We start from the raw sequence: 20,690 nt of genomic DNA on the forward strand, positions 1-20,690 counted from the left end.
TCCAAAATTATTCTTCATCTTTTTTCTCATTTTCCTGATCTGTCTTAATTGTATTGATCTTTTGAATCTTTACATCTGGTGCAGATAAGCTCACCTTTGGCACGGCCTTTACATAGTAATAGTAATCATCATCTTCAAATTGGGTATACTCTGTCCGAGTATAATCTACAGAGAAGACAAAGAATTGATAAACTACTGCCACAATGGCAGAAACGATCATCCCCACGACCAACTCAACAATAGGAATACTCTCATCAAATGTAAATTGCCCTATCAAGAGGGTAACCAAAAGGGTAATCACTCCCGCACCAATAGCAATCAACCATGCATAATTGATAGAAAGGTTGTGAATGAAATAGACCACCAATATGGTAATCGTCAACACCAAAATCATCATCAATATTCTTTGATTGCTAAAGACACCATTGATAATCTGCTGATATTTCTGTGCAATATCACTTCCATTATCATTATTTAGTGCAGCTGAATTGATTTTGACATAAGAAATTAAATAATAAATCAACACTCCACAGCTCACAGGAATAATGGTCACTAAACTGGCCCCAAGCCCTACAAGCAACGCAATCACATAGGGTATCTTAAAGAAAAAAAGCAAGGGCACAATAATTAAGATATAACTATCTCCCGGTTGAAATCCATAATAGAGCACACCAATGACAAGGATAATTAACGCCATAACAACTACCATCTCCATCGATGTGTTTCCCACATGAAGGAGCATATATCCTGCTAAAATTAAGCTACTTGCCCCATAGGGCAACATACAGCAAACTAATCCCACAATGACAGGAATAAACGGATTATTGAGTACATCCATATAGCCCAATTGAATATTGAGCTCTAGAGCAGCCAAAAACACCAATATAAATTTAATCAATGGCACAATCACGCCATCGTGCTTCCCATAAAACGCCTTTAACTTTTCCTTATATATCAAAAGGCTAGTCATTCTCCAATTCCTCCTTGGATAATTCTTTTGTCTTTGTCTGGAATTCGTATCTCTTTTGTAGGCGCCTTAACTTCGATACATACACATTTTGACTCTGCTTTGCCCGCTCGTGGCGCTTATTACAAACATACCAAGTAATCACTTCGTAAATAATCAATCCCACAGCATAAAACAAAATATATCCCTTAAATAGCCCCAATACATCCAATGCCTGTACATGTTCTACAATGGTTTTCATCGAATATAATATCTCTAAAACCATCAATAAAATGTATCCTAAGGTATAACGAAAAAAACTGACAATCATATTTCGAGAGACATAATCTTTTTTGAAATATTTATCTGCTGGAAATACGGATTTTCTCACTTTTTTTTCATAAAATGAGATATCTGTCATCAACTTAATCTTGTCTTCATTTAGCATATTTTTCCGCCTTACTCTCTATATTGCCAAAATGTCAATGCTATTGCAACATTTTATAGGAATTATACCACAAGTAAAGGCAGTATGCAAATTGCACACTGCCTCAGTTTTATGATTTTTTTCTTACAAAACTTTACTTAAAAAAGTCTGTAATCTTTCATTCTTCGGATGAGTAAAGAACTCCTCCGGCGTATTCTCCTCAACAAAATCTCCATTGTCCAAAAACATCACTCTCGTCGATACTTCTCGAGCAAATCCCATCTCATGTGTCACCACAACCATGGTCATCTTTTGGGACGCAAGATCCTTCATTACATTTAAGACCTCACCGACCATTTCTGGATCAAGTGCTGATGTCGGCTCATCAAAGAGCATCACATCTGGCTTCATACACAGTGCACGCACAATGGCAATTCTTTGCTGTTGTCCACCAGAAAGTGCGCTCGGATAGGCATTGGCTCTGTCCTTAAGCCCCACCTTCTCAAGCATCTCCAAGGCATATTCTTCCGCCTCTTTCTTACTCTTTCCCTGCAAGCGCATAGGAGCAATTGTCAAATTTTGTAAAATGGTCATATGTGGAAAGAGATTAAATTGCTGAAATACCATTCCCATCTTCTGTCTGTGCTTATCAATATTTGTACTTTTATCACAAATATCCACACCTTCAAAGAAAATATGCCCATCCGTTGGCTCTTCCAAGCGATTTAGGCAGCGCAGAAAAGTACTTTTTCCTGAACCCGATGGACCAATGACGCAGACGACATCGCCCTCCCGAATATCCACAGAAATATTCTTTAATATCTTCTTCTCTCCAAAAGATTTGGAAAGATCTTTCACTTCAATCAGTGCCTTCACCTATCGCTCACCTCTTTTCAATCTTCTCTCCAATGCCTTAGCTGCCGTAGAAAGCAACAATACCAAAATCAAGTAAATCAAAGCTACACCAATCAATGGCATAAACGCAGAAAAAGTTCTACTTCGAATGATATCTCCTGCCTTTGTCAAGTCCTCCAGAGCAATATATCCTGCAATGGATGTCTCCTTCAACAAGCTGATAAACTCGTTGGCCAGCGTAGGCAAAATATTTTTTATTGCCTGTGGCATAATAATGGTTGTCATTGTCTGACGATAACTAAATCCCAAACTTCTACCCGCCTCAAATTGACCACGCGGAATGGACTGTATTCCTGCCCTAAAAATCTCTGCCTGATAAGCACCGGAATTAATGCCAAAGGTCAACACCGCTGCCACAACTTTGTCTACACGAATCGTAGAGAAAACAACAAAATAAACAATCAACAATTGTACAACTACTGGTGTTCCACGGATAATTGTCAAATAGACATTCGTAATCGCATTGGCAATTTTTAACTTTCCTGTGTTTTCATAGGTTGTCTTTACTAAGGCCACCAAAAGTCCAATGACAATACCAATAATCAGTGCAAAAATGGTGATCTCTATTGTTACACCAAGACCTCTTAGAATAAATTTCCATCGATCTTCTTTAATAAAATTCAAAGTAAACTTACTTACAAAATCCTGCCACATCTTTTTTCCTTCCCAAAACTACTGTGCAGTATACTTTGCAATAATCTGATCAATTGTTCCATCGGCCTTCATCTGATCAAGTGCCTTATTTACATTATTGAGCAATGCTGTATTTCCCTTCTTTACAGCTGCTGCATACTCTTCGGTATCCTGCTTTGCCACTGCATCCAGTACCTTTGTTCCCTGAACTTCCTTGACATAAACCTTAGCTGGCTGCTCATCAATAACAACGGCATCGACCTTGCCCTGAACAAGTGCCTGTACTGCCTCCATTCCCTTATTGTAGCGCTCTATGGTCGCTCCCTCAATAGTGGAACTAAGGAGATCTCCGGTTGTTCCCTGCTGAACTCCAATGCGTTTATTCTTTAAGTCATCTGGTCCTGCAATGCTAGAATCATTCTTGACAATAATCATCTGAGATGCCTTTGCATAGGTCTGTGTAAAATCAACACTTTGCTTTCTGTCCTCTGTGACCGTCATTCCCGCAAAACTAATATCTGCCTTGCCAGAAACAAGTTCAGGAATAATAGAATCAAAGGCAATGTCATCGACCTTTAATTCCAGTCCCATCTTCTTTGCCACTTCTTTTGCAATATCGACATCAATACCTGTTGGCTGGTCATTTTCTCTGTACTCAAATGGTGGAAATTCCAAATTTGTCACCATGACAAGCTGTCCCTTTGTTGCCACTCCATCTCCTGTGATTTCACTTGAATTTGCAGCATTTGCTGCTGTTGTCTCTGTTTTTGTCTCCGTTGTTGCCTTTGTTCCACAAGCTGTCAAAGCTGCAACCATTGCCATGGCCATCACACCCATAATTACTTTTGATTTTCTCATTTTTTTCTCTCCTCTACAGTATTAATTCAAAGCCTTGATGGCTTCTTGTAATTGATTATCGACTTTTGTCTTTGTTTCCTTATTCAATTCCACAACGACATCAGGTTCAATCCCCTTTTTATGAAGATCAAATCCGGATGGTGTATAATAGTGCTGTGTTGTAATCTTTACTGCACTGCCATCCTGAAGACTGAGAAGTGTTTGAACAATTCCTTTTCCAAAAGTCTTCGTTCCCACAATCTTTGCCCTGCCTCTATCCTTCATTGCCCCTGCAAATACCTCCGAGGCCGATGCTGAATTTCCATTGACAAGAATGGCAATTGGAATATCCAATTGGTGGGCATCATCTGAATAAAATTTATCCCCCTTGCCATCTTTGTCAGCGGTATAGACTAAAAGTCCTTTTGGCAAAAGATAATTTAACATATCCACACAGGAACTTAATACGCCTCCTGGATTGTCACGCAAATCAATTACAAGCTTTTGCATGCCTTGACTATTTAAATCATCAATGGCCGCCTTAAATTGATCACTAGTCACCTCATCAAATTGTGCCACTGAAAGATAACCCACATGTTGATCTAACATCTTATGTGCCACTGTCGGCACCTCAATACTTCTTCTTGTAACCTCTGCTTCAATTTCTTTTTTGTCTTCGCCACGAAGTACCGTCACCTTTAACTTTGAGCCCTCTTCGCCACGAACCTGCGTGCTGACAAGGACATCCAAATCTTCACTGGTCACATCGACATCATTGACCTTATACAGGATGTCCCCGTCCTCTAATCCTGCCTCCTTGGCTGGACTATGATCAAATACGCGCATCAAGGTCACAATCCCTGTGGAAGGATCCTTTGTGACCACCGCACCAATTCCTGAATACTTGCCACTAGTACTTTCTGTCAACGCCTTAAAATCTTTTTTATTGTAGTAGACAGTATAGGGATCTCCAAGTCCAGCCATCATCCCTGAATAAATCCCATCTTCCACCTTCTCCATATCTTCCTGAAATAGGAAATTATTTGACACTACATTTTGCAATGTAGCTAATTTTTGATTGATTTTTTCAAAATCCAATTTCCCATCATTATTTACATTGTCCGACTTTCCCGTCGTCTCCTTTTGAGAAATTCTGACAGGAATCATACGAATCCCAAAAACTACAGGTGAGATATAAAAGAAAAATGCAATCAATACTAGCAGCCCCGTCCCAAGCCCCAGCATCAGTCCTCTAAAAAAACTTCTTTTTTCCATGACTTAAAATTCCTGTTTTTTCTTATGATTCATGTACTTGACGACCATCAATGCAATTTTAAATGTAATGGCATCCTCAAATACACGAAGGTCTAAACCTGTTGTCTTTTGTAACTTATCTAAGCGATACACTAAAGTGTTCCTGTGAATATAGAGCTGTCTTGATGTCTCCGACACATTGAGACTGTTTTCAAAAAATTTATTGATCGTCGTCAATGTCTCCTCATCAAATTCATTTGGATTCTTTTCCTCAAATATTTCTCCAATAAACATCTTGCAAAGAGAAAGTGGCAACTGATAGATTAATCTTCCAATGCCAAGTTTTGCATAGGCCATAATACTCTGCTGGCTATAAAAAATCTGTCCAACTTCAAGTGCCATCTTTGCCTCATTGTACGCCTTGCAGACATCATTGATTTCATTCATGACTGTTCCATAGGCAACTTTTGCCCCTTCAATGCCATTGTTTTCTAGCTCCTCAAGCACAAGTTTTGCTGTCTTGTCAAGTTCTTCTAATGCAACATTTCCCTCTTTGGTATCCTTAATCTCCTTGACAATAATCACCTCATGTTCATCCACAGCTGTAACAAAATCTTCCGCTCTGCTTGCAAACAATGCACGAATAATCTCCAATGCATTGTTGTCTCTCTCGGTATCTGTCACCACAATCAACACTGCACGCCGTGCATTGGCATCAATGTGTAGCTTTTTTGCTCGATTGTAGACATCCACCTTGAGAAAATTGTCAAGAATAAGATTTTTGATAAAATTATCCTTATCAAATCTCTCCTTGTATGCGACTAATAAACTTTCAATCTGATAGGCCACCATCTTTCCTATCATATATACATCGTCATTGCCATTATTTCCCTGTGCGAGCAATACATACTCTAGTTGGTTCTCATCAAAAATTTTAAAATATTGAAAACCGTTCACAACTTGGGAATCTGCTGGCGAGCTCACAAATGTAATGATTGAACTCTCATACTGGTCCGCCTCAGAAAAAGTGGTCGCAAGCAACTTTCCCTCTGTATCACAAACACACAAATCTGTGCGAGTGATATTCTTCAGACCATCAATAGTACTTTGTAAAATTTGATTTGAAATCATACCGCTGTCTCCTTTGTGAAAAGTAACGATTATTATCTTTATAATATAGCATTTTCACTAAAAGTGCAATATACTCCATCAACTTTACCAAAAAAAATCTTTTTTTCTTTTTGATGCTGTTAATTTTTTTGTTTTTCTAAAAATCCCTCTCCCAAAACCTCTCGCACATCCGACACGGTAACAAATGCATTTTCATCAATGCTATGAACGATCGTCTTTAATTCTACAATTTCCTTCTTTGCAACTACACAAATCAAAACCAACTTTTCTTCTTTCGAATACATTCCTCTAGCATAAAATCCCGTCACACCTCGATCCATTTTTGTCAAAATTTCCTTGGCAATGTCTTGGGCATATTCGGAGATAATCATCGCCTGCTTTGAAAACTTCATACCCTCGAGCAGTCCATCTGACACTTGCATACTGATATACACAGCCAAAAGGGCATAGAGAGATTGTCGTATGCCAAAGACAGCAATACCCAAAACAACAATGATAGCATCCACAGCCTGTAAAATTTCTACTAAACTAAATCTTGGCAATTTCTTGTGAATCAATGCGGACAATAAATCTGTTCCACCACTGGTTGCTCGCTGCAATAAAATTAAACCAACGCCAATTCCTGAGAGTACTCCACCGAAAAGCGATGACAACATAATATCATCCCCAACTATGTCAATTTTTGGCAAAATAGCAAGTCCAATGGTCAACATTGCGGTGGCATATAATGTCCTTTGTACGAACTTCCAGCCCTGCATTGGAATGGCCAACAAGAACAATGGAACATTGATCACCACATTGGTGATCCAAAGTGGCACATGCCAAAGTTCTTTTAATATAATGGCAAGACCAGAAATTCCGCCAGTCACAAGCCCCATTGGATCAAATAGATTTTTTACTGCAAATGCTAAAATCCATGTTCCACAGCCCATGATGGCATAGTCCCAGAATACCCTTGTCATTTTCTTCATTTCTTTAAAACAATATCCTCCTCTAATAGTACAATTTTTCCCTCTTTCAAGAGATGCCCAATGGCACGCTTAAATGCATTTTTACTTAAACCAAACTTCTTTTTAATAAATTCTGGCGAAGAATGATCCGTTGCTCCAAGGTTTCCTCCATTTTTTTGCATTCTTTCATAGAGAACTTCTGCATCTTGATTTAATTGCAAATACGCTTTCTTTCTTGGGCTCAAGTCAAGCTTTCCATCTTCTCTCACCCGAAGTATTCTTGCATGAACGCTCTCCCCAACATGATATTGTTCAAAGCTCTCATTCTTTGGAATCAATCCAAAGTAAGTATCGTCTACTGCAACAAATACCCCCATATTTTGAATCTCATATACAGTTCCTCTTACCTCCTCATCTTTTTTATATTGAGTATTTGCTTTCAAATACGGATACACACGCATTGTTGCTGCCAGCCTCTGTGTCCGATCAACGTAGAGTGCACACAGCACCTCGTCCCCCTTGGCCACCTGACCTTCCATTTGCTTAAATGGCAAGAGCACATCCTTTTCGAGTCCAATATCAACAAATGCCCCCATTTTTGCCACATCATTTACCTTTAATTTTTTTACTTGTCCCACTTCCAACAGTGGCTCCTTTGTTGTCGCAATCAAGCGATCTGCACTGTCCTTGTACAAAAACACTTCCATCTTCATTCCCACACTCACATCTTCTGGCAATTGCTTTTTGGGAAGCAGCACGCTCTCCGTCTTTTCGCCTTCTCCAACTTCCGTCAAATATGCACCAAAGTCCTTGATCCTCGCCACCTCTAAAATTTGTTTCTTTCCTAAATCCATATTTTTTCCTTTCTTACACGTAGCAAAAGAGCTGTTACTTTACTGTAACAGCTCTTTTCATCATACAAAATATTATTTAAAAATACAAGTAAATTAACCAAGGAATAACTTTAAATCATCCTCAACGGTTCCAATGCCAGCAATTCCAAAATTCTCCACCAATACCTTAGCTACATTTGGTGAAAGGAAGGCAGGAAGTGTTGGTCCAAGGTGAATATTCTTTACACCTAAGTATAGAAGTGCCAACAACACAATTACGGCCTTTTGCTCATACCAAGCAATATTATAGCTGATTGGAAGATCATTGATACTCTCCACACCAAAGACTTCCTTTAACTTCAATGCGATCACAGCAAGTGAATAGGAGTCATTGCACTGTCCTGCATCAAGTACTCTTGGAATGCCACCGATATCTCCAAGATCCAACTTATTATACTTATACTTTGCACATCCAGCAGTGAGAATCACCGTGTCCTTTGGAAGTGCAGCAGCAAAATCAGTGTAATAATTTCTTGCCTTTTGACGACCATCGCAACCAGCCATAACAAAGAATCTCTTAATTGCACCCGATTTTACTGCATCCACAACCTTGTCTGCAAGTGCAAATACCTGTGCATGAGCAAATCCACCGACAATCTTACCTGTCTCAATCTCTGTTGGTGCTGGGCACTTCTTTGCAAGCTCAATAATTTCTGAGAAATCCTTTGTCTGTCCATAAGCCCCATCGATATGCTTGCAACCTGGGAAACCTGCTGCTCCTGTTGTGAAAAGTCGATCCTTATAGCTGTCCTTTGGTGGAACAATACAGTTGGTTGTCATTAAAATTGGACCATTGAAACTCTCAAACTCCTCTTTTTGCTTCCACCAAGCATTGCCATAGTTGCCTACAAAGTGCTTATACTTCTTAAACTTTGGATAGTAATGTGCAGGAAGCATCTCTGAATGTGTATACACATCAACACCTGTGCCCTCTGTCTGTTCAAGAAGCATCTCAATATCACGAAGATCATGACCAGAAACCAAAATACCTGGATTTTTTCCAACACCAATATTGACTTCTGTGATTTCTGGATTTCCATAGGCTGAAGTATTTGCCTCATCAAGTAGAGCCATTCCATCCACACCATACTTACCTGTCTCCAAAGTCAAGGCCACAAGGTCATCTGCACTCAAGGAATCATCCAATGTTGCTGCTAAAGCTCTCTGTAAGAAGGCATCTACCTCCTCATTGTCCTTTAAAAGGGCATTAGCATGCTTTGAGTAAGCAGAAAGTCCCTTTAATCCGTAAACAATTAATTCTCTGAGGCTTCGAACATCCTCATTTTCTGTGGCCAACACACCGACAGTCTTTGCCTTTTGCTCAAAGTCAGCTCTTGTTCCTGTCCACTTTGCTGCATCAAAAAGTGCACTCTGATCGGATACCTGAGCGAGCAACTCATTCTTTACAGCTAAAGTTTCCTCAACTCTGGCTGCAATGGCTTCCTCATCAAAGTTTGCATTGGTAATAGTAATAAATAAATTCAATGTCGCAAGATGATTTACCTCGGCTGAAACTGGCTTTCCCTCCTTGCGAAGTTGTGTTGTGACATTAGAAAGACCCTTGGTCACATATACTAAAAGATCCTGCATTGCTGCCACTTCTGGTTTCTTACCGCACACACCAACCTGTGTGCAACCCTTGCAGCCAGCTGTCTCTTGACATTGGTAACAAAACATTTTATTCTCCATCAAAATTTCCTCCTCACGATTGATGAAGATATCGTACCAAATCATTTTTCTTTTTTCTGTAACAATTGTTACATCAATTCAGCTAATGCCTCCATATCTAAAATTTTAATTTCTTGTCTATCTATGGCAATCAATCCCTCATCCTGCATTTTCATCAATTCTCTGGACAGGGAAGGTCTTGCTGCATTCAAAAAATCAGCCAACTCCTCCCGATTCATATTTAGTTGTACTTTCTCCTTTTTGTGAGCGTTTTTTAAAATGATTCTGGCCAACTTTTGACGCAAACTTCCACAAGATAAAATATTGAGTCTCTGATTTAAATAATAGGTCTTCTGTGCAAAAATTTGCAACATATTGGCAATGATTTTTCCCTGATAACTCGATGTTTGATCACCCATTTGAAAAAAATAATTTTTTGGAATTTGCAAAACTGTGGTATCACTCATCGCCTGAGCATAGTGTTCATATTCTCTATGATTTAAAAACAAAAAAACCTCGCCAAATAATTCTCCTGGATTTTCAATCAATGCAATAATACTTCTCTTTCCTGCACTAGAATCACTACAAACGGCTACTTTCCCACTCATTAAAATCATCATATAATTTGGAACATCGTCCTGCAAAAAAATCATTTCGTCCTTCTTGTAATGAGTAACTCTGGATCGACTATCCTGAACATAATGCTCAATTTCTTCCCTGTTCATTCCCACAAATAGAGGACAATCTAAAAGTTCAGAAAACATATAACCTCCTGTACTATATAAGTGAACTACCCATCACCTAAAGGTAATGGGCTTCTAAGAGCCTAACAGCTCTATTTAAGAAGTTTGATATTTAAGTTTCCACCTAAGTAATTAGGCAATCCTTATTCTTATCGGCGTGTCCACTTCGCCTCTACTGTATAGAATATTCATATCCACAACACTACTTTTACGCATGATATTTAATGCTCCGTTAACATCTGCATTGATTGTTTTACCACTTGCCGTTTTGTATAGACCACGATGTAATCTTCTGCCACTAAACGGATACTCTTTTGGATTATCGGCATTGTAAACAGGGAGATCGTCTCTATCCCAAAAAGATGATTTCGATGTATAGGATTCTTCCTGTTTTACAAAAACAATGTCATTTCGTTTGCAAAGATATTCCAATTTGTTACGCAACTGTCCATAAGGGATATTTACAAAATTTTGATTGTTTTGCTTTCCAATATGACTGTTATGTTGAAAAGTCTCATTGTAACCAACAACAAGCGTACCTATATTATTGATGATACAATAATCTATCACCCTACGAACAGTTTTATTCATATAGTCGTTCACCTTATTGTTGCGATTACGAGCAACTGCTTTTTGTCTATTTGTAGGCTTTCTACTAAAATGCTGTTTATCTTTTATCGATTGCAAACGGGCGTTTTCTTTATTGAACCACTGATTGATCGATTTCAGTCTTTTCCCGTCAATAATGAACGATTGACCACTATTTGATACGGCTGTTACGAGATTGTTGATACCTAGGTCAAGTGCAAGTGCGTTGTTTGTGTTTAGATTTCTTTGAATACATTCAGCTTCATATATATACTGGATTTCAAAGAACCTTGCATTCGCTTTCGGTATAATGCGTATCTCTTTTATCGTCTTATCAAGAAGTATGGGTGGTATCGTAATTTCAACAGACTTATGCGTTTTCTTAAAACTATTGGAAAACGGAAGTATCAGCTGATTACCCTTAAGTCTTACAAAACCAATGATCAGTGTTGTGTATCCATCTTTTGGAAGATAATGTGGCAGTTTACAATCCATAAAAGCATATTTTCCCTGCTTGACAAGTTTAAGCAGACCAAAAAATGACTGAAACGAGCCATCAACCTCTTTCAGTATCTGCTGTGCCATATTGGAATTTAAGGCCTTATAATTAGGACTATTCTTTAAAAGAGTGTAATTCTTCTCATACTTGAGAAATTCACCTTCTGTAAAATAATGCTGACGCACATTATAGATTGCCTCATTAGCAAGATTCTTAGCCGTATGACAAAGTTCCCTGATTGTGATGTAATCTTCCTTGGACAGATGTTTCACTTGTTGTTTTACAGTAAGATACATACGATTTTCTCCTTTCATAGACTCGGAAATAGGATTTCCTATATATGTATTATAGCATATATTTTAAATGATAGTATTTAAGTAAAATATATATGTTGTAAACCTAACGCCATTCATCCCACGGTCTAAAGACCATGGGTTTTCTGGCTGTTATATTATAAAAAATTTTATATATGCAAAAAAGAGCACGATTCCTCGCACTCTTATAACTAGCTGGGCTACAAGGATTCGAACCTTGAAAATGACGGAGTCAGAGTCCGTTGCCTTACCATTTGGCGATAGCCCAATGTCCTTTCGACTTGTATATGATACCCTAATTTTTTTTATTCGTCAAGTGTTTTTTGTTTTTTTCTTTTTAATCATTTTATCTTGACAATCATTTGTTTTTGCTCTATGCTACTACGCATAGCAAGGGTGCTTGAACGAAGGTTCAGGCACCCCTTTTTATTTTTAGGAGGTAATTGAATGAACACTGGCGACATTGCATTTGTACTGATTTGCTCGGCACTCGTATTGTTGATGACTCCCGCCCTGGCCTTTTTTTATGGTGGATTGGGGCGAAGAAAAAATGTCCTCAACACAATGATGATGACCATCTTTGTCATGGGCGTCTCTTCTGTTCTATGGATTATCTGCGGATATTCCCTTTCTTTTAGTGGCAATCACTTCGGAATAATCGGAGACTTTCGCTCTATTTTTTTAATGGGACTAGAAGGAAAACCAAGCGAGTATGCTCCCAATATCCCATCCTATTTATTCGCAAGCTTTCAAATGATGTTTGCAATTATCACTCCTGCCCTTTTAACAGGTGCAGTTGCAGGTAGAATGAACTTCAAGGCTATTTTTCTCTTTGTTATTCTCTGGTCCTTCGTCGTCTACTATCCACTTGCTCATATGATCTGGGGAGAGCATGGTCTGCTCGATGAGCTAGGCTCTCTTGACTTTGCTGGCGGAAATGTCATTCACATCAGTTCTGGTGTCAGTGGTTTGACTCTCTCCCTTCTCATTGGAAAGCGTCGTGGCTACAGTCATGTCAACTACCGAACTCACAATATTCCCTTTGTCCTTCTTGGTGCAGGATTACTTTGGTTTGGCTGGTTTGGCTTCAACGCAGGCAGTGCACTAGCCGCAGACAATGTTGCTGTTCATGCCTTTCTTACTACCAATACAACAGCAGCTGTGGCCATGGTTTCTTGGATGCTCGTCGATGTCCTAATTGCCAAAAAACCAACGGTCGTTGGTGCAGCTACCGGTGGTATTTTAGGCCTTGTGGCCATTACCCCTGCCGCAGGCTATGTTCCTCTTTGGAGCTGTTTTATTATCGGAGCTGTTGTCAGTCCACTGGCCTTTTTTATGACTTCATTTGTAAAACATAAAATCGGCTACGACGATGCCCTTGATGCCTTTGGCTGTCACGGGGCTGGTGGTATCTGGGGTGCCATCGCCACTGGACTTTTTGCCCAGAAATCAATTAGTCCAAAAGTGGCCCACAGTGGTCTCGTTTTTGGAGATATGCACCTATTTATTGCCCAGCTAATTTCTATTGGAATTACCATAGCCATCGCTGTAGTTGGAACCATTGTCTGTGCAAAGATTGTCTCCCTATTTGCTCCACTTCGTGTATCCAAAGAAGATGAAAAACAAGGTCTTGATATCACTCAGCACGGCGAACATGCTTACCCAGCTTTTAACGGTCTTGATTAAGGAGGAAATATGACAAAAATTGATGCCATTGTACGAGAAGATGTATACGAAGAAATTAAAGAAGCCCTCGATGGACTCGGTGTCCATGGAATGACCATTTCTCAAGTTATGGGCTGCGGAATTCAAGGCGGATACACAAGTATTGTCAGAGGTTCCCGTGTCGATATTCAAATGTTACCTAAGATTAAATTTGAGATTGTCGTTTCTTCCCAAAAATGGGTCGACAAAGTGGTCGAAACCATTTGCTCTATTTCTAGAACTGGAAAACCAGGTGATGGAAAAATCTTTATCTACGACCTAAAGGATACAGTGCGCATTCGCACTGGCGAGCGAGGAAATGAGGCCATCTACTAAACCAAAAAAGGGAGCATATCGCTCAGTGCGACAGCTCCCCTTTTTTCTATTTCTCTGAAAAGATTTGAATCGTTCGATCCAACATTCCATTCATCTTGGCAATCGCCATTCCATAATTGACCACAGGTAGATTCACCTTTCCTGCTGCCATTAATCGGCTTTTTATCTGTGCCTCATTGAGCATACACCCACCACAATGAACCACCAGTCGATATTGAGAAAGTTCCTCTTCATCAGGAAATGTTCCCCCTGAGGTGAAATGAAAATCAGGTTTACTCTTTGAGTATTTTTGAATCCAATCTGGCATCTTTACAGTTCCAATATCCTCACATTGACGGTGATGTGTACATCCCTCACTGATTAATACTTTGTCTCCATCTTGAAGCTCTGACAAGATACTCGCTCCTTCGAGCATCTTTGACAAATTCCCCTTGTAGCGTGCAAACAAAATAGAAAAGGAAGTCAATGGCACATGATCAGGTAAGATTTGATTGACCTGACCAAAGACCTTAGAATCTGTAATCACTAATTTAGGATCCTCTCTCAGCATCAAAAGCGTGTGCTCTAAATCCTCATCTTGACAGCTAATCACTGTGCAATGTAGATCGAGCAATTCTCTCAAAACCTGTTGCTGTGGCAAAATCAATCTTTTGCTTGGTGCCGATCCATCCTGTGGCATTACAAGGACAATGCTATCTCCCGCTTTTACCAAATCTGCCAAAATCTTTTTTTCCTCCAATTGACTGAGTTTTTTCTTTGCGTATTTGGCAATCAATTCCTTGCATTCAAAAATATTTTCCCCTGTCCTTGCACTGACTGCAATTTCATTTTCAGCCTCAGTGACCAAATGTACAATATCTATTTTATTCCAAACAACAATATAGGGAATCTTTCGCTCCTCTAGGGCCAAAAACAAAGTGTGATACTCTCTCTCCTCCCTTGAAGAAGAAAAACTACAAGCATCTTTTACCACCACGGCAATATCTGTCTGATGAAGAACCTCCATTGTTTTTTTCATTCTCAATTTTCCAAGTTCTCCCACATCATCAAGCCCTGCGGTATCAATAATCACCACTGGTCCTATGGGCAAAAGCTCCATTGACTTTTTTACAGGATCTGTCGTCGTCCCTTTCACCTCAGAGACAACACTGAGATTTTGTGATGTAATGGCATTGACTAAGCTACTTTTTCCTACATTGCGAAGTCCAAAAAATGCTATATGCACTCGCTCCATGTCCTTCCCCCACCTTAAAAACGAAAATCTCTATGATTTGATTCCTTGATCTCTTTGACATGACTAGTTGCAATTTCTTTTGTTCTCTCATTTGGAATTTTTTCAAGTTCTTGATCAATCATTGTAAATCCTGTCTGCTTTGTCTTTTCTGCACCATAGTCTTCCAGATACTCTGTCAATGTCATCAATGCATTGGGATGACAACAATTGAGAATCTGTCCGCTCTTACACAGTGACATAAAGCGATCTCCCGTCCTTCCCTCTCGGTAACAAGCAGTACAAAATGATGGAACATGACCATTCTCCATCAACCATTCGACGACTTCATCCAGTGTTCTCTGGTCAGAGACATCAAATTGCTCGGTGTCATGTGGACGCTCTTCTTTCTCATATCCACCGACAGAGGTCCTCGATCCCCCACTAATTTGGGAAATTCCAAGATTCAATAATCGCTTTCTCACACTCTCTGATTCTCTCGTAGAAATAATCATTCCTGTATAAGGAACAGCTAGACGAATGCAAGCCGTAATCTTTGCAAAAATGTCATCCGAGATGGAATTGTCAAATGCATTGGGATCAATATCATCTGCTTTTTTAATTCTTGGAACACTGATTGTATGCGGTCCCACACCATGTACAGCCTCCAAATGCTCTGCATGCATCAATAGACCTGCAAATTCATATTGATATCCCTCAAGGCCAAAAAGAACGCCCAAACCAACATCATCAATTCCACCTTCCATCGCCCTGTCCATTGCCTCTGTGTGATAGGCATAGTCATGTTTTGGACCTGTCGGATGAAGCTGTTCATAGCTCTGTTTATTGTAGGTTTCCTGAAAAAGAATATAGGTTCCAATGCCTGCATCTTTTAATTTTTTGTAATTTTCTACCGTTGTTGCCGCAATATTGACATTGACACGGCGAATGGCTCCATTTTTATGCTTAATGCTATAAATTGTTTTAATGCAATCTAGAATATATTCAATTGGATTATTTACAGGATCTTCTCCAGCCTCAAGAGCAAGTCTCTTATGTCCCATATCCTGAAGTGCAATGACTTGTTCCCGCACTTCCTCCTGTGTCAATTTCTTTCTCGCAATACTCTTGTTCTTTGCGTGATATGGACAATACACACAACCATTGACACAATAATTAGATAAATACAGGGGAGCAAACATAACAATGCGATTTCCGTAGTACGCCTCCTTAATTTCTCCTGCAATCTTTTCGATTTCTCTCACAACTTCTGGAATTTCACATGCCAGTAAGACAGAGGCCTCTCTGTGACTTAACCCCTGACAGACATAACCTTTTTCCTTTTTGACTGGTCTAGCCTTCTCTAAAATTTGAGCAATCATTTCCCTATTCTCTTTATTTTTCTGTGCAAATGCAATGGTCTCTCGAATTTCTTGATCGCTAATAAATTCTTCGGCCTTTCGTGATTTGATGTTATACATATCTTTTCCTCTTTTATTCTTCCTCTTTTACTGAGCTCATATCCCCTCGATCTTCTACAATCTCATATCCAATTCGGCACATGCGCTCCTTCAATTTTGCTAATTCCTGTGCAGATTCACTGCCCGAAAATACCTTTTTGTCATAGAGTGTATACTTACTTCGCACTGCAAATGGCGACAAATTGGGCATAACCACATTGGCTCCTGCCAGTATTCCCTTTTCTCTTCCAAAATCATCAATGGTACTCAGTGCCGTCGTCGAAGGCAATAGATTTTTTGGACAAATTAGTCGAATTAACGACAATAAATAACAAGTAAAGTCTGCACTTCCTGCTTTTTCATTTCGAAATGGTGTGTCTTTTTGTGGGATAAATGGTCCAATGCCACACATCTGTGGTTGCAAATTTTCTATGAGCTTTAAATCCATTGCAAGACTCTCCACCGTTTGTCCAGGTGAACCAACCATAAATCCACATCCCACATAAAATCCAATTTCTTTTAACTCTCTAAGACATTCCAATCTTCTCTCAAAACTCATTTGCTCAGGGTGCAAATGTTGATAATGTTCCTTTTTTGCCGTCTCATGTCGAAGCAAAAATCGATCTGCCCCTGCATCAAATAACCTCTGATAGCTTTCTTTACTTCTTTCTCCAATCGACAAGGTAATGGCAACCTTCGGATATTCTCTCTTTATTCCTCTCAATAAATCAGTCATCACTACATCCGTAAAATATCCATCTTCTCCCCCTTGAAGTACAAATGTTCTAAAGCCAAGGGCATATCCCTCCCTACAACTTTCCATCACTTCTTCCTTCGTCAGGCGATATCTCGATACATTTTTATTGCTATGCCTTATTCCACAGTAGTAGCAATCATTCTTGCAAATATTGGTTAGCTCAATCAGCCCTCGAATAAAAATTTTATTCCCATACCATCTTTTTCTCACCTTTACTGCTTTTTTTCTGGCATACGCTGCATTCTCCTGTGTATAACCTTCAACGAGTCCTTTATACTCTTTGATCTCCAACTGATCGCCACGATATAGACGATCAATCAAATTTTTGACCCTATCTTCCATTGTCTCCTCGGCAAATGAGAGAGTCTCCAAGTCAAACTTGAAAACTCTCCCCTCATTTTTTGCTATATTCCTATGGTCACCTGAATACCCAACTGGCCATATTGCCATAGCACATCCATTACGCTATTGGCCACAGCCACACATCCATGCGTTGTTCCTGTTGGAGAATATCCTCCGTGGATCATAATCTCTCCACCCAAAGCGGTATTCCAAGGCGGACATTGACGATTGGCAATGGCATTTTTAATGGCATCTCTTTGCCCAGCTGTAATAATTCCCTGACTAAATCCACGATCGGCATCACTAGCTGTCGGATAGGACAATCCCAGAGATTTGTACGCAATGCTGTGTGAATTTCTTGTGCAGACATAAAAACTTCCCATTGGTGTAATGGCATCACCTTCCACACTCTTTGTCTGTGCAGAAACATTCTTTCCAATATTGCAATCCCAATGATTAACTTCCTGTCCATCCTTATATAAGGTCAACTTTCTCTGTAACTTACTGACATAAATGCTTACACCCGACTGTGCAATCGCACTGGCTGGTGTCATCGATGGTGTTCCAATTGTAGAATTGTTCGCCGTATTATTCGAATCATTCGCAACCGGTTTACTATTCCCTGAATCTTTCTTTACTCCCGGTCCGATCTGTTGTCTTTGTACTCTTGGTCCTACTCCAGGTCCTGATTGTGATGCTGATGTGTAACCAGCAGCCTGTGCAGCCGTTGACACGCCCAGCGTCATACATGCAGCAAGCAATAAAGTTTTTGTTACATTTTTCATCCTATAAAACTGTCCTCCTACTTCCATTTTTAACTTCTTTCCTACTATACCACAAGCAACCATCAAATAAAAGTAAAAGGTTTTTACAGTATCTTTTCAACAAACTTAATATTAATGTAATACTCTCTTTCCAAGTTTTATTGGTTTCTTTGGAAGAGAAAAGCTCTTTATCTTTTTCTCTTTTGGCTTATCTGACTTTACCACAAAGCGATCCATCAATTTTAACAAACCTGGCAAAAGTGTGGTGACAAATACCATTGAGCAAATGGCCCCTCTTCCAATCAAATGTCCCATTTCTGCAATTGCTGGCACAGAAGAAATAAAGTATACCGCATATCCACAGACCAACAAAATCGATCCCGAAGTCACAATGGAAGGAAGAGAATGTTCAATTGTTGCGATTGCCGCCTCATTCTTTCCCATTTCCTTTCGAAAGCCAAGATAATTATCAATGGTCAAAATCGCATAATCTACGGTGGCTCCCTGTTGAATACAGCTGACAATCAAATATCCCATAAAGAGTAGACTGTCCCCCGCAATATATGGAAATGCCATATTGACAAATACGGCAATCTCAATCGGAATGAGTGCTACAATCGCAAGAATCGGTGTTTTAAATGAAAACGCAACAACCAAGAAAATACCCACCATTGCCAGATTATTGACTAAGGCATAGTCCTTAGTCAGCATATCCCTCATGTCCATCGTACTCGGCGTATTTCCTGTGACATAGGAGTCCTCTGGATAATACTTTTTAATTATCTCTGTAACTGCATTTGTAGACTGAAATGCTGCCTCACTTTCACTATTGGTTCTTGTATAAATCAAAAACCTCGTATAACCATTTTTGTGAAATAACTCTGTGGTTGACTTTGGCAAGATACTCTCTGGCACACCGTCAGGCAAATAGGCTGCAATCGATTGAACTTTTTTAATATCCTCTCTTGCCTTCAATTCATCAGAAAGTTTCTTTTCCTTGACATCATCCGTGTGGGGAAAAATGGCAACCAATAGATTCGATTTTCCAAATGTCTGATCAATCTCTTGTTGTTGGTCGTAAATCTTTGTTCCCTTTCCCGCACCAACAGCATCATTTCCAAACAGAAATGTATTCTTATTCTGAGCCACATAGGCAGGAAGAGCAATAATTAGCGAAAGAATAATCATCACTGGACTAATCTTTACAAATACTCTGGCTGTTCGCTTAAAACTTGGCAAAAATGAACGGTGATGAAACTTTTCTACCTGTGGAGACCAGTTTAAAATCAGCGATGGCATCAAAAAAATAACTGTAAATAAGCTACATAAAATACCCTTGGAAAGAACAAGTCCCATATCCTCTCCAATTTTAAACTTCATCAACACCAATACAATAAATCCCACAAATGTGGTCAAAGAACTAGCTAAAATGGTCTTGATCGATAGATCCAATGCCTTAGTCAAGGCTTCCTCTCGATTCGATGTCGTCTTTTGTTCTCTCATAAATGCATGAAGCATAAAAATAGCATAGTCCATGGAAACAGCCAATTGTAACACCGTCATCACATTATTTGACAAAAAGGAAATCTTGCCAAGTAAAATATTGCTTCCTCCATTTAAAAAAATAGCACTTCCAATAGCCGTTAAAAATAGCACTGGCTCAAACCAAGAAGAAGTTGTCAACAACAAAATCAAAAAAATAAAGATAAAGGCAATCACCAAAATCATATTCATCTGTGTGTTGACACTTTCTTCCGTTGCCAAGCTCTGTGGTGCAAGGCCTACAAAATATCCCTTGTCCCCTGTAATTTTTTGTAACTCCCGAATCGCCTTTTGTGTTGTCTTGCTGGTGTCTCCTTGCTTAAAAGTGATGTCCATAATGGCCTTATTGTCCTTATAATAGTCATCTAACTTTGAGAAATCAATAAAATCTGATCCCTCATAGACATCGGTGGTCGTATCACACCACAAAACCATATCCACACCATCAACCTTTTCCATCCTATTCTTTAATGCCTTGGCCTCATATAATGTGACATCATTGAGCATCACTCGGCCAGTACCTGGATATCCAAAACTCTCTTCCATCTTGTTAATCGCAGCCTTCGATGGAGCAGAATTTGGCAAATACTTCGTCAAGTCATAGTTAATTCCAACAAATGGAAATAACAATAAATTGACGAACACAATCAGAATAAATAATTTCTGTACTCCCTTATTGTGCCTTACAATAAATCCTGAAAGTTTCATTCTTTCTTCTCCTCTTCTCTATCTCCATTTTCTAGCTAAGTATAGTATAAAGGACAGTTGTTGTAAATA

General features: G+C 39.3%; 19 protein-coding genes and 1 tRNA gene. 2 read left to right on the forward strand and 18 right to left on the reverse strand.

The features are described 5' to 3' along the window. Positions 1–7: 7 nt before the first annotated feature. The 13 genes from J5A74_01230 to J5A74_01290 all read right to left on the reverse strand — a co-directional run bounded on the left by J5A74_01230 (position 8) and on the right by J5A74_01290 (position 12,066). Positions 8–970 carry an ABC transporter permease gene (locus tag J5A74_01230; protein ID QUI96014.1) on the reverse strand — a complete coding sequence of 321 codons (963 nt, stop codon included), beginning with the start codon at positions 968–970 and terminating at the stop codon, positions 8–10. Then, on the reverse strand, positions 963–1,394 hold the full coding sequence (locus J5A74_01235) for a hypothetical protein (GenBank protein QUI96015.1): 432 nt from the start codon (positions 1,392–1,394) through the stop codon (positions 963–965). Before J5A74_01235 ends, J5A74_01230 begins: the two co-directional genes overlap by 8 nt. Before the next feature lie 123 nt (positions 1,395–1,517). Continuing rightward, complete coding sequence (locus J5A74_01240) at positions 1,518–2,240, reverse strand: amino acid ABC transporter ATP-binding protein (protein ID QUI96776.1); 723 nt, start codon at positions 2,238–2,240, stop codon at positions 1,518–1,520. A 9-nt stretch (positions 2,241–2,249) separates the two neighbouring features. Then, entirely contained in the window at positions 2,250–2,942 is a 693-nt protein-coding gene (locus J5A74_01245) for an amino acid ABC transporter permease (GenBank protein QUI96016.1), read from the reverse strand. An 18-nt stretch (positions 2,943–2,960) separates the two neighbouring features. Beyond that, the gene (locus J5A74_01250) at positions 2,961–3,779 is read right to left on the reverse strand and encodes a basic amino acid ABC transporter substrate-binding protein (protein ID QUI96017.1); all 819 of its coding nucleotides are present in this window, start codon (positions 3,777–3,779) and stop codon (positions 2,961–2,963) included. Between the two features lie 21 nt (positions 3,780–3,800). Further along, positions 3,801–5,033, reverse strand: a complete 1,233-nt coding sequence (locus tag J5A74_01255) for a S41 family peptidase (GenBank protein ID QUI96018.1) — start codon at positions 5,031–5,033, stop codon at positions 3,801–3,803. Positions 5,034–5,036: 3 nt separating this feature from the next. Then, on the reverse strand, positions 5,037–6,143 hold the full coding sequence (locus J5A74_01260) for a helix-turn-helix domain-containing protein (protein ID QUI96019.1): 1,107 nt from the start codon (positions 6,141–6,143) through the stop codon (positions 5,037–5,039). A 119-nt stretch (positions 6,144–6,262) separates the two neighbouring features. Further along, a complete protein-coding gene (locus tag J5A74_01265) occupies positions 6,263–7,105 on the reverse strand; it encodes a YitT family protein (protein QUI96777.1) in 843 nt (280 codons plus the stop codon). 5 nt (positions 7,106–7,110) lie between these two features. Beyond that, the gene (locus J5A74_01270) at positions 7,111–7,947 is read right to left on the reverse strand and encodes a S1 RNA-binding domain-containing protein (GenBank protein ID QUI96020.1); all 837 of its coding nucleotides are present in this window, start codon (positions 7,945–7,947) and stop codon (positions 7,111–7,113) included. A 93-nt stretch (positions 7,948–8,040) separates the two neighbouring features. Further along, positions 8,041–9,675 carry a hydroxylamine reductase gene (gene hcp, locus J5A74_01275; GenBank protein QUI96778.1) on the reverse strand — a complete coding sequence of 545 codons (1,635 nt, stop codon included), beginning with the start codon at positions 9,673–9,675 and terminating at the stop codon, positions 8,041–8,043. Between the two features lie 68 nt (positions 9,676–9,743). After that, complete coding sequence (locus J5A74_01280; GenBank protein ID QUI96021.1) at positions 9,744–10,418, reverse strand: Crp/Fnr family transcriptional regulator; 675 nt, start codon at positions 10,416–10,418, stop codon at positions 9,744–9,746. Positions 10,419–10,529: 111 nt separating this feature from the next. After that, on the reverse strand, positions 10,530–11,780 hold the full coding sequence (locus J5A74_01285) for a transposase (protein QUI96779.1): 1,251 nt from the start codon (positions 11,778–11,780) through the stop codon (positions 10,530–10,532). 213 nt (positions 11,781–11,993) lie between these two features. After that, positions 11,994–12,066: transfer RNA gene (locus tag J5A74_01290), tRNA-Gln, on the reverse strand. 179 nt (positions 12,067–12,245) lie between these two features. Here J5A74_01290 and J5A74_01295 point away from each other — a divergent pair. Together J5A74_01295 and J5A74_01300 are read left to right on the forward strand one after the other, a co-directional pair. Then, positions 12,246–13,484 (forward strand): ammonium transporter, encoded by a 1,239-nt coding sequence (locus J5A74_01295; protein ID QUI96022.1) that lies wholly within the window; start codon positions 12,246–12,248, stop codon positions 13,482–13,484. A gap of 9 nt (positions 13,485–13,493) precedes the next feature. Beyond that, positions 13,494–13,838 carry a P-II family nitrogen regulator gene (locus J5A74_01300; protein ID QUI96023.1) on the forward strand — a complete coding sequence of 115 codons (345 nt, stop codon included), beginning with the start codon at positions 13,494–13,496 and terminating at the stop codon, positions 13,836–13,838. Between the two features lie 46 nt (positions 13,839–13,884). Here the strand turns inward: J5A74_01300 and hydF are convergent, their stop codons facing one another. From hydF to J5A74_01325, 5 genes are all read right to left on the reverse strand, one after another. Continuing rightward, positions 13,885–15,072 (reverse strand): [FeFe] hydrogenase H-cluster maturation GTPase HydF, encoded by a 1,188-nt coding sequence (gene hydF, locus J5A74_01305; protein ID QUI96024.1) that lies wholly within the window; start codon positions 15,070–15,072, stop codon positions 13,885–13,887. A 14-nt stretch (positions 15,073–15,086) separates the two neighbouring features. Then, positions 15,087–16,529, reverse strand: coding sequence for a [FeFe] hydrogenase H-cluster radical SAM maturase HydG (hydG, locus tag J5A74_01310; protein QUI96025.1), 1,443 nt, complete (start codon positions 16,527–16,529; stop codon positions 15,087–15,089). A 13-nt stretch (positions 16,530–16,542) separates the two neighbouring features. Further along, positions 16,543–17,607 (reverse strand): [FeFe] hydrogenase H-cluster radical SAM maturase HydE, encoded by a 1,065-nt coding sequence (gene hydE, locus J5A74_01315; GenBank protein ID QUI96780.1) that lies wholly within the window; start codon positions 17,605–17,607, stop codon positions 16,543–16,545. A gap of 62 nt (positions 17,608–17,669) precedes the next feature. Next, a complete protein-coding gene (locus tag J5A74_01320; protein ID QUI96026.1) occupies positions 17,670–18,392 on the reverse strand; it encodes a L,D-transpeptidase in 723 nt (240 codons plus the stop codon). A gap of 111 nt (positions 18,393–18,503) precedes the next feature. After that, complete coding sequence (locus J5A74_01325; GenBank protein QUI96027.1) at positions 18,504–20,621, reverse strand: MMPL family transporter; 2,118 nt, start codon at positions 20,619–20,621, stop codon at positions 18,504–18,506. Positions 20,622–20,690: the final 69 nt, after the last annotated feature.

The sequence above is a fragment of the Lachnospiraceae bacterium oral taxon 096 genome (genome assembly GCA_018141845.1).
In the GTDB taxonomy this organism is placed as follows: domain Bacteria; phylum Bacillota; class Clostridia; order Lachnospirales; family Lachnospiraceae; genus F0428.